The organism is Sulfuricaulis sp., assembly GCF_049587675.1.
Classification (GTDB): Bacteria; Pseudomonadota; Gammaproteobacteria; order Acidiferrobacterales; family Sulfurifustaceae; genus Sulfuricaulis.
On the sequence record NZ_JBAVEJ010000225.1, the window covers coordinates 1 to 9,937 of the forward strand.

The 9,937-nt window shown below is 56.7% G+C and carries 13 protein-coding genes and 1 pseudogene; 4 read left to right on the forward strand and 10 right to left on the reverse strand.

The window, feature by feature from the left end:
* Together WB402_RS11870 and WB402_RS11875 are read right to left on the reverse strand one after the other, a co-directional pair.
* Window positions 1-382, reverse strand: a pseudogene (locus WB402_RS11870) (hydrogenase formation protein HypD); the annotation flags it as partial.
* Window positions 366-614: a HypC/HybG/HupF family hydrogenase formation chaperone gene (locus tag WB402_RS11875; protein WP_424208111.1), complete on the reverse strand. Its 249-nt coding sequence runs from the start codon at window positions 612-614 to the stop codon at window positions 366-368. The pseudogene WB402_RS11870 and the gene WB402_RS11875, both read right to left, overlap by 17 nt.
* Before the next feature lie 384 nt (window positions 615-998).
* On the opposite strand from WB402_RS11875, the gene mrcB reads away from it, so the two are divergent.
* The gene (gene mrcB / locus WB402_RS11880) at window positions 999-3,290 is read left to right on the forward strand and encodes a penicillin-binding protein 1B (RefSeq protein ID WP_424208113.1); all 2,292 of its coding nucleotides are present in this window, start codon (window positions 999-1,001) and stop codon (window positions 3,288-3,290) included.
* Entirely contained in the window at window positions 3,287-3,715 is a 429-nt protein-coding gene (locus WB402_RS11885) for a tetratricopeptide repeat protein (RefSeq protein ID WP_424208115.1), read from the forward strand. Before mrcB ends, WB402_RS11885 begins: the two co-directional genes overlap by 4 nt.
* A gap of 89 nt (window positions 3,716-3,804) precedes the next feature.
* On the opposite strand, the gene WB402_RS11890 is transcribed toward WB402_RS11885, so the two are convergent.
* Entirely contained in the window at window positions 3,805-4,059 is a 255-nt protein-coding gene (locus WB402_RS11890) for a hypothetical protein (RefSeq protein ID WP_424208117.1), read from the reverse strand.
* A 399-nt stretch (window positions 4,060-4,458) separates the two neighbouring features.
* On the opposite strand from WB402_RS11890, the gene WB402_RS11895 reads away from it, so the two are divergent.
* Window positions 4,459-4,605, forward strand: coding sequence for a hypothetical protein (locus tag WB402_RS11895; RefSeq protein ID WP_424208119.1), 147 nt, complete (start codon window positions 4,459-4,461; stop codon window positions 4,603-4,605).
* A 250-nt stretch (window positions 4,606-4,855) separates the two neighbouring features.
* The gene (locus WB402_RS11900; RefSeq protein ID WP_424208121.1) at window positions 4,856-5,095 is read left to right on the forward strand and encodes a hypothetical protein; all 240 of its coding nucleotides are present in this window, start codon (window positions 4,856-4,858) and stop codon (window positions 5,093-5,095) included.
* Between the two features lie 12 nt (window positions 5,096-5,107).
* On the opposite strand, the gene WB402_RS11905 is transcribed toward WB402_RS11900, so the two are convergent.
* From WB402_RS11905 to WB402_RS11935, 7 genes are all read right to left on the reverse strand, one after another.
* Complete coding sequence (locus WB402_RS11905) at window positions 5,108-5,785, reverse strand: putative 2OG-Fe(II) oxygenase (RefSeq protein WP_424208123.1); 678 nt, start codon at window positions 5,783-5,785, stop codon at window positions 5,108-5,110.
* Between the two features lie 189 nt (window positions 5,786-5,974).
* The gene (gene acpS, locus WB402_RS11910; protein WP_424208125.1) at window positions 5,975-6,355 is read right to left on the reverse strand and encodes a holo-ACP synthase; all 381 of its coding nucleotides are present in this window, start codon (window positions 6,353-6,355) and stop codon (window positions 5,975-5,977) included.
* Between the two features lie 165 nt (window positions 6,356-6,520).
* Window positions 6,521-7,246, reverse strand: coding sequence for a pyridoxine 5'-phosphate synthase (gene pdxJ, locus WB402_RS11915; protein WP_424208127.1), 726 nt, complete (start codon window positions 7,244-7,246; stop codon window positions 6,521-6,523).
* Complete coding sequence (recO, locus tag WB402_RS11920; RefSeq protein ID WP_424208129.1) at window positions 7,227-7,997, reverse strand: DNA repair protein RecO; 771 nt, start codon at window positions 7,995-7,997, stop codon at window positions 7,227-7,229. The genes pdxJ and recO overlap by 20 nt, the downstream gene beginning before the upstream one ends.
* A 3-nt stretch (window positions 7,998-8,000) precedes the next feature.
* A complete protein-coding gene (gene era / locus WB402_RS11925) occupies window positions 8,001-8,888 on the reverse strand; it encodes a GTPase Era (RefSeq protein ID WP_424208131.1) in 888 nt (295 codons plus the stop codon).
* Window positions 8,889-8,902: 14 nt separating this feature from the next.
* Window positions 8,903-9,580, reverse strand: a complete 678-nt coding sequence (rnc, locus tag WB402_RS11930; protein ID WP_424208135.1) for a ribonuclease III — start codon at window positions 9,578-9,580, stop codon at window positions 8,903-8,905.
* Window positions 9,573-9,937, reverse strand: a 365-nt coding sequence (locus tag WB402_RS11935; RefSeq protein ID WP_424208133.1) for a DUF4845 domain-containing protein, incomplete at its 5' end; no start/stop codon positions are given. The genes rnc and WB402_RS11935, both read right to left, overlap by 8 nt.

Below are 9,937 nucleotides of genomic sequence, written 5' to 3' on the forward strand. Positions count from 1 at the left end.
CGATACGAATGGTCTCGGCACAGGAATACACCATGCGCACGTCCCGTCCTTGTGCGCGGGATTTAAGTAAACTGCGCTTGCGTGAGCCCGGGACGCGCAGCATGTCGCCATAACTGCACAGAATCACGTTCGGGTTTTCAGTGAGTTCTATCGCCATGTCGAGACGACCGATAGGCAAGACACACACCGGGCAGCCGGGTCCGTGTACCAGATGCACGTTGGGAGGAAGCAAATCCTGGATACCGTAACGGAAAATTGCGTGCGTGTGGCCGCCGCAGAATTCCATCAGGCTGTAATCCCGCGCGGGATTGGCTTCGGCGGTCAGCGTGGCGGCTAGCGCCGTGGCAACCCGTTTGTCGCGAAATTCACTGATGTACTTCATGTGGATTTTCTTCGAGTTGGCGGGCGATCTCGTCAAACAGCGCGAGCGACTTTGCCGCCTCGTCGGCATTCAGCCGGGCGATAGCAAAACCAACGTGGACAATCACGTAATCGCCGACGGTCACGTCCTCAACCAGCATGAGTGAAATCTGATTGTGGACTCCGCCGACTTCCACCAGCGCCTGATCGTTTTCCAGCTTTTGTACAACCTTTGCCGGTATTGCTAAACACATGGTTTGCTTTCTCCCTTGGGTTAGGGGCCCGGTGTCGCGGGTCAGGCAATGTTATGCCACTTCCGGTGATTTCCACAAAAACGTTTCGGTGCCACGTTATCGGACGCCTCTCCCAAGCACTCAGGAAACCACAAAACACAACCGTCTTACTTTGATTGAAATCAAAATACCGCGCCAGCCACTGGCCGCACGCATGTTTCTCAAGTCTGATATTTAGTCTGTATTACACCTGTTTTTTCCGCACAGATATGATGGCAATGAAAGCCATCGTCGACCTGACCACGGCACCGGCCGGAACATTGAATTCTCCGGTATAATCCGGCCTCATTTTTCGCTGAGTTCACTCGCCAGATACGTTTCCCGCAGGTATCCGAGGATAGTCCGTTGTTCGAAAAACTTCGCCATTTTGTCACGCGCAAGCGTCTACGGCTTGCCTTGTTGTCACTGTTGCTGATGCTGTCGGGTTTTGTGCTTTATCTCGATATCACGGTACGCGTCCAATTCGAGGGCAAGCGCTGGGCACTGCCAGCGCGGGTCTACGCGCGGCCCCTCGAGCTTTATCCGGGACTTAAACTACGCCCGGAACAATTGGGCACCGAACTGGCCATGTTGGGCTATCGCGATGCTGGTAGCCAACTCGATCCGGGCAGTTTCCGGCAACAGCGCGACGAATTTATCATCGCCACGCGACCGTTTGTATTCTGGGATGGTGCACAGGCTGCTCAGCAACTGCGTGCTGATTTCGATGGTAGTCATTTACGAAGCCTCACTGATCTCAAGACAGAAAAACCGGTCACGCTTGCGCGGCTCGATCCCCTGCTGATCGGCGGCATCTATCCAGCGCACAACGAGGATCGCGTGCTGGTGAAATTGAACGAGGTGCCGCCGCTGCTGATCAAGGGCCTGATCGCGGTCGAAGACCGGCAATTCTATACCCATCATGGCGTTGATCCCCGCGGCGTGGCGCGCGCCTTGGTGACAACATTACGAGGTGCCGGCGTGCAGGGAGGCAGCACGCTCACGCAGCAACTGGTGAAGAATTTTTTCCTGACACCCGAGCGCACCTTGCGCCGCAAGTTCACGGAAATGATCATGGCGCAGTTGCTGGAGCTGCATTATTCCAAGGAGGAAATACTCGAAGCCTACGCGAACGAGATTTATCTCGGGCAGGACGGTAACCGCGCGATCCATGGGTTCGGTCTTGCCAGCCATTTTTATTTCAACCGCCCGCTGTCGCAGCTTGATCTGCCGCAGGCGGCGCTGCTGGTCGGGCTGGTCAAGGGGCCATCTTATTATGACCCGCGCCGGCATTCGGCCCGCGCTATGTCACGGCGCAACCTGGTGCTTGAGGAAATGCGTCAACAGCAGGCCATTACCCAGCAGCAATACGCCACCGCCAGGGCCACGGGCTTGGGAGTGGTTGAACAGGCGCCGGGCGGAACCTCGCTTTATCCGGCGTTCGTGGAACTGGTGCACCGCCAGCTGCGGCGCGACTACCGCGAGGAGGACTTGCGTTCGGAGGGCTTGCAGATATTCAGTTCGCTCGATCCGCTGGCCCAATTTGCCGCCGAACGCGCCCTCACCACCCGACTGACGCAACTGGAAAAGGCCCGACGCATCCCGCAGAAGGCGCTCGAAGGCGCGATTGTGGTCAGCAACGCGCAAAATGGCGAGATCCAGGTCTTGGTCGGCGGACGCAACACACGCTACGAGGGATTCAACCGCGCGCTCGATACCGAGCGTCCGGTCGGTTCGCTCATCAAGCCGGTGATTTATCTCACCGCGCTCGAGCACCCGGATGCCTACACGCTGGCGACGCTGCTGGACGACAGCCCGCTCGTGTGGCGTGAACGTGGCGCCGCCGACTGGGAGCCGCACAACTACGACAAGGCGTTCCACGGCCAGGTGCCGCTGCGCCTCGCGCTGGCCAACTCCTATAATGTCTCGTCGGTCCGCCTCGGCCTGTCGCTGGGCGTGCGCACAGTCATGGATAACGTGCGCCGCCTCGGCGTCGAACGCGATTTGAATACCTACGCCTCGAGCCTGCTGGGAGCCGACGGCCTGAGCCCGCTGGAAGTCACGCAGATGTATCAATCCATCGCCAGCGGTGGCTTCCGTGTGCCACTGCGCGCGATTCGCGAAGTCCTCACCGTGGAAGGCCAACCGTTGCAGCGTTATCCCCTTTCGATCGAGCAGGTGATCGAGCCGGGACCGGCCTATCTCATCACCAGCGCGCTTCAGGGCGTGGTACGCGAAGGCACCGCCAACGATTTGAACAAGTTTCTGTCGCCGGATATCCATGTCGCAGGAAAAACCGGCACCACCAACGATCTGCGCGACAGTTGGTTCGCGGGATATACCGGCGATCGTCTGGCCGTGGTATGGATCGGGCGTGACGATAATCAGCCGATCAACATGACCGGCGCCAGCGGCGCCATGACTGTCTGGGGTGATATGATGGCAAAACTCGATCCCGAGCCGCTGGAACCGCCGCGGCCGGATAACATCGAGATGGTCTGGGTCGATTCCACCACCGGCCGTCGCGCCGACGATAACTGTCAGGGCGCGGTGTCGCTGCCATTCATACATGGTTCGGCTCCGGTGGAAACCGCGCCCTGTGCCGCCGCTTTGCAAGGACAGTCCATCAAAAACTGGTTCAAAAGGTTGTTTGAATGACGAGACATTCTTTCGCTGGAGTATTATTCGTAATTGCGGCTTCGATAGCCGGTTGTGCCGGATTGCCGACGCGCGAGGCGGAATCCCTGCCGGTATCGGACAACAACGCCGTGATCGCGCTGGCGGATGCAGGCCGGGCGGACGCCGCCAACGGGAAGCTCGACGCGGCCGCGGAATCGTTCGAGCGCGCGCTGCGGATCGAGCCGCGCAACCCGGCCTTGTGGCACGAGCTGGCCAAGCTGCGTCTGCAACAGGGACAGTATCAGCAGGCCGAGGGCCTGGCGGCGAGGTCGAACGGCTGGGCGGGCGACAATAAAACTTTGCGTGCTGAAAACTGGCGCATCATCGGACAGGCACGCTTGAAGCGCGGTGACTATCCTGGTGCCCAATCTGCTTTTGACAAGGCGGCGGAACAAGCGAATTGAGCATAACTGTACATTCAGTATTTTTTTATCCCGCGTCCCGTAAATTTTCCCGAATGACGTTCCGGATCGCATCGATTTTCGTGTTGTTATCAATTCTTGCGGGCTGTACCTGACCGCAGGCGGTAATACTGAACAAGACCGGCAGCTTCCCGCCGACGGCCAATGTTGAAATCCTGCTTGATCATCCCAAGCGCCCGTTCAATACTTTCGTCACTCTGTAGGACATCTACGCCGAGACTCCGGAAGAAATCAATGAACGCCTGTCGCGCAAGGCGCGTGAAATCTGAGCGGATACCATCATCATATTCAGCATCAATGACAAGTCCGTCATGGATTGGCTGCACATTGATCCTTAACTACAACGCGCATGGCGTGTACCATCCGCGCTTCCGTCCGGTTAAACACGTTTACCTCAGCGTTCGCGTCCGTGCTGAATAATTCCATAAATAATGATTTGATTCTGTTGTTGCTCAACAACAGTGTGGTAATCGTGGCACAGGTCGTGGCTGCTTGAAATGTTGATTGTACAACTCAACCGCTATTTAACCGCCAGTTCTCAATGTTAACGCTCCACGGCAGCGGTTTTTTTTTGATCTTGGTCAAGGTGCCGCAGCTAATTGGTGCTAATTTTCCATTTTCTGTGGTTACGACGGAAGCACCAGAAAAGTTCCTGAGCAGTTGCAATTTTGGGTGATTTAGGGAATTCTATTGAAAGTTACTCACCCTAACATGGAGGTTAAGGTATGAGCGGCGGTTTATTTGTTCTCATCATTTTGGTATGGGCGGTTGTCGGCCTATTGGCCGCTATAGGATTAGGTAAGGCGATCCGTGTGAATGACACCTTCTCGGATCAGGAAACCTCTGCGTCTTCCGGAGGCGCCATCGAATAGTTTCGAAACATCTCACCGTCACTTGCATCCACTGCAGCCGACAATGAGCACGTCGTAGAACACCCTCAAGCAGGATACATAATCCACTTTCATTTCCCAACCGTCGACAGTACCGCATTCCATTCTTCAATCATCCTAACCGTCCGTCAGCATTTTGGTGCCGCTGATATGGAAAAGGCTCAAAAACGGTTGCTATCGAGGATGATCTAGGGAATTCTGTAAGAAGTACTCACCTACACGGAGGTTTGGAATGGGCACCGAGACATTTCTAATTATATTGCTGGTGTGGACCGTAACTGGATTTTTCGCCGCCATTGCATTCGGCAGGGTAATCCGGGAAACCAACTCCGTGCAGAATGACGAGACTCTCGCTTTTTCCAGCGGTTCCATCAAATATATCCAACGTAACAAGCAAAGATCACCTACCTCGCACGCCAATATTATTACGGAGCGCACGCATGTAAACGTTCCGAAACGGGCAACGGCTTGAATTCTTGATAACTTAGGCGCCCTGTTCCAGGTTTACCGGCAGCGATGAACCCGGAAGTGCGTTCTTGTTGATGTTCCACGATAGCGTGATACGCGGGCGTTTCCCGGTGTAGGGATTCACAGCATGCACCAGCTGGCTCGGAAAAATGATCATGGTGCCGGCCGTCATGCCAGGCAGAAAAGGCGTGGTCATGCAGCCATCCTGTTCCTGACAACAGTTGTGAAGGCGCGGATCCACAAAACAGAAACGCCCACTGTGCGCATCTTCGGGATCCTCATCACCGGGATCGAGACAATACACCACGCTTGCCGTTGAACGCAGCTGGCTGCTCGGCATGCAGTAATCGCCTGAGCGATAGACATTGGCCCAGCTGAGATCCACCACCGCCTGATCGCACTCCAGCACGCGTTTGAACAGCGACATGGCACGCGCGTTGATCAATTCGACCTCCGAGCTGACCCACTGCCCCAGGTTGAGTATCTTAGTTCCTCCCGCGCCACGAAAATAACGCTTACGCAGCCGCTGGTGCTCCTCGAACTCTAGGATTTTGGCGACAAAGCGCGGATGATATTCCTGTGTGTCGGTAAAGGTGGTTATGCGGATGGTGGGATCGCCGCAGATTTCCGCTTCCTGTCCCTTTGGCCAGACCTCGATCGCTTTAAAGCCAAGCTGAATGTTCTCGTCTCCCATAACGTCACTCTCATGCGCCACGTGGGCACCACGGCTATTTTGTCATGGAACACGTGGTAAAGAAATCGATTACCCGGCGCGAATCGCTTTCAGACCCATCACTGGCTCGTCTTTCACTACTTCCGCGTGGCGCCTAGGCGGGCCGTTGCGACTAAATGTCTAGCCGGTAACGTTCCGCAGAATGATATCTTATGCGGTTTCAAGCGTGACGAACGCCACGGCATGATCCTGTTCATCCGCAAGACTGATGTGGGCCACCACAACGCTTCTTTCCTGCATAAACTCGCGCGCACGTCCGTGGAACACCAGCATGGGCTTACCCTGCTCGTCATGGGTCACTTCGATGTCGTGCATTATCACACCGTTGCTAAACCCGGTGCCCATGGCCTTTACCGCGGCTTCCTTGGCGGCGAAACGGCGCGCCAGAAAGTTCCCCTTGTTAGCGTTCTGATGAAATTCGAGCAACTCATTTGCCGTCAGAATTCGTTCGGCAAATCGATCTCCGAAGCGAACGAGATCATCCCGTATGCGTCCAACGCGCACGATGTCTGTGCCGATACCGTAGATCATGTCGGCACCTCCGAAAGTCCCGAGAAAACCTCCACGTCAAGCCGGCGGTCGCGGCTCATGCCCGTCGCCTCGTGAGGCCGAACAAAACCACTACGCTATACCGTCGGCGACCGGCGACATTCGCGGACGCTCGCATCCCAGCTATGCGGAGTCCCGGCTCATTGCTCATGTCGCCACCTCATTCATCAGTCGCTTCATTTCGCGCACGGCTTCTTGCATGCCAGTAAACAGAGAGCGCGCGATGATGGCATGTCCAATGTTGATATCCGAGATTCCGGGTATGGCGGCGATCGCCTGGACGTTGTGATAGTTGAGGCCGTGGCCGGCGTTCACCAGCAGTTTGAGTGCCAACCCCTGCTGCACCGCTTGCTCGATGCGCACCAGTTCCTGCCGCTGGATCTCGTCGGTTTCGGCATCCGCATACCGACCTGTATGAATTTCAATTGCAGGTGCACCGGTTTTGGCCGCCGCTTCGATCTGATCCGGGTCGGCATCGACGAACAGGGATACCCGCACACCGGCATCCGCCAGCCGAACACAGCTGGCGGTGATATTTTTGAATCCACCGACCACATCCAATCCACCTTCGGTGGTCAGCTCCTGACGCCGCTCCGGGACAAGGCAGCAGTCTTGCGGGCGAATGCGGCAGGCAAACGCCACGATATCGTCCGTCACCGCCATTTCGAGATTCATGCGGGTTTGAAGAAGTTGACGCAGTATCTCGACGTCCCGGTCCTGGATGTGCCGGCGGTCTTCGCGCAGATGCAGCGTGATGGAGTCGGCGCCGGCCTGCTCGGCCTCGCGTGCCGCCTGGATGGGATCGGGATAGCGCGTCCCACGCGCCTGGCGCAGGGTGGCCACATGATCGATGTTAACACCCAGCTTTATCAATGCTCGTCTCCACGATAGTTTCCACGGCAGGTGTCGCGACAACACGGCGGAACAGCTTGCGGCTATGCAGCGGCTGGTCACCCAGGTGCCGCGCCAACGCCGCGCGCATCAACGCCTTGGCATCGCGTAAGGCGACCGGGTCGCCTAGCGATTCCTGCATCAGGGCCAGCAGACTTGCTCCGCGTATCCGAATCCCTTCCGTCGGGCGGTTCAGCTCGGGGTGTATCAGGCGCCGGGGGCCTCGATCGACGGTGTAATCATAGATGGCTTGTTCCTCAATGGGAGCGTTGTCGGCAACATCGCGATCAAGCACCAGACCGTATCCCAGTTCGCGCAGTAGATGCTTTTCGAAAATACGCAATACTGCCTCATTGGTAGCGTCCCGGTGCAAGCGTTGCAATGCATCCTGGTATGCCTCGAATAACGCATCATGAGGATCATGGCGGTGCAGCAAGCGCAATAAAACCTCGTTCATGTAGAAACCGCAATACAATGCCTGAGCGATGAGCGCGGTATCGGGGGCATCCTGCTCGGCGCTGGTGAGTACCGCGAGCTCGCCCTTGCCGCTCCAGCCGATCAGCAGGCGCTGGAAGGGCTTGAGGATACCGCGCATGCGACTGCTCGCGCGCCGCGCACCCTTGGCGATCAACCCGATGCGCCCGTGATGCGCCGTGAATACTTCAAGCAGCAAGCTCGTCTCGCTGTAGTCGCGGTGATGCAGTACATAGGCGGGCTGCTGATGAATGCGCATCGTTCAGTTCTCGTCAGTGTAACCCAGACTGCTCAGCAGTCTCTCATTATCGGACCAGCCCTCGCGGACTTTCACCCACAGATTAAGATGGACCTTCTTGGCGAAAAGTTTTTGCATCGCCAGACGCGCGCGACTTCCGACGACCTTGAGGCGTTGGCCGTCTTTTCCAATCAGGATAGGTTTCTGTCCCTCCTTCTCCACCCAGATTGTTGCCTCTACGTGCAGTGTACCCTTGACGCGCTTGAATTTTTCGATACTGACCGCCGTGGCATAGGGCACTTCCTGCTGGAAGCTGCGAAATATCTGTTCGCGTACAAGCTCCGCCGCGAGAAAGCGATCGCCGCGGTCCGTGACCTGATCCGCCGGGTACAACGGCGGCTGTTCCGGCAGATATTTGAGAATGGTTTTTTCCAGATCGTCCACATTGATACCCGTGCGCGCGGAAACCGGAACGATATCGGCAAACACCATCTTGCGACCCGATTGTTCCATCAGCGGCAGCAGCTGGCCACGATCCTTGAGTTGGTCCAGCTTGTTGATCGCAAGAATCACCGGAATGTCCTGTTTGGCCAGCATCTGCAACGGATACTCGTCCTCTTTAGTCCATCCGCTCGCCGCGATCAGCAGGATAATGCAATCCACGCCTTGCAGGCTTGCCCCGGCCACGCGGTTCAGGTGTCGGTTCATCATGCCTTTATTATCCTTGTGCAGACCGGGCGTATCCACATAGATTGCCTGGGCATGCTCGGTGGTCTTGATACCCAGCAGGCGGTGGCGGGTGGTCTGGGCGCGCGCCGAGGTAATACTGATCTTCTGGCCGACCAGACGGTTCAAGAGCGTGGATTTTCCGACGTTGGGACGCCCGGCAAGGGTCACGAGTCCGCAGCGCATAATGGTCTCGAGCATCAGAGACGGGAAAGCAGGTCGAGCGCCCTTGCGGCGGCTTCCTGCTCGGCGTGGCGCCGACTGCTGCCTTGGCCTCGCACAGGAGTATCGAGCCCGGTTACCTGGCACTCCACCACGAAGTTCTGGTTGTGCGCTTCGCCGGTAATCTCACGCACGACGTAAGTAGGCGTGGGCAGGGCCTGCTTTTGCAAATGTTCCTGTAATTGGGTTTTGGGATCCTTGGGGACCGAATGCGGATCGAGGCCCTCCAGCCGCTCGCGGTAGAGATGCAGGATGACTCGCATCACTTCGTCCACCGAACTGTCCTTGCAGATGGCGCCGAACACCGCCTCGAGTGAATCCGCCAGGATTGAGTCGCGGTCGTAACCCCCGCTTTTTAGCTCTCCTTCTCCCAAGCGCAGATAATTTCCAATCCCGATATCGCGCGCCAGTGCCGCCAATGTGTTTTTGTTGACCAGACTGGCGCGCAACCGCGTCAGCTCTCCTTCATAGAGGCCCGGATAGCGGTTGTAGAGCTCGGAAGAAATTGTGAACCCAAGGATGCTGTCGCCCAGGAATTCGAGGCGCTCGTAATTGGTTGCGCTTTTGCTGCGATGTGTTAAAGCCTGCTCGAGCAGTTCGGGCCGTTGGAAGGTGTAGGTCAGCCGACGGCCAAACTCATCGAGCGTCTTATTCAGGGCCACGGACCTCGATAGCATGATCGAAGTTTATCAGCGCGGAAACATTGAACGCCATCGGTACGACTGACTCGTAATTAATCCGGATTCTCTTCATCTTTCCACGCGGCTCGACACTCAATATTTTATTTAGATCGAAGAGATCATCCGCGCTGTCGATTTCGAGACGCTTACGAATGGCTTCCTTCACCTCAGGTAGTGTCATGCTACCAACATCGGGTTGTCGGCCCAGGCTGTCGAGCGCGCTTTTTAGCTTGAAGTCGTCCATGTAGGGTGGAAGCAGCTTGAAAAACAAAAAAAGGACAAAAGCCAGCGTGCCTAGCACAAACAACATGCCCCACATGGTCATGCCTGCCT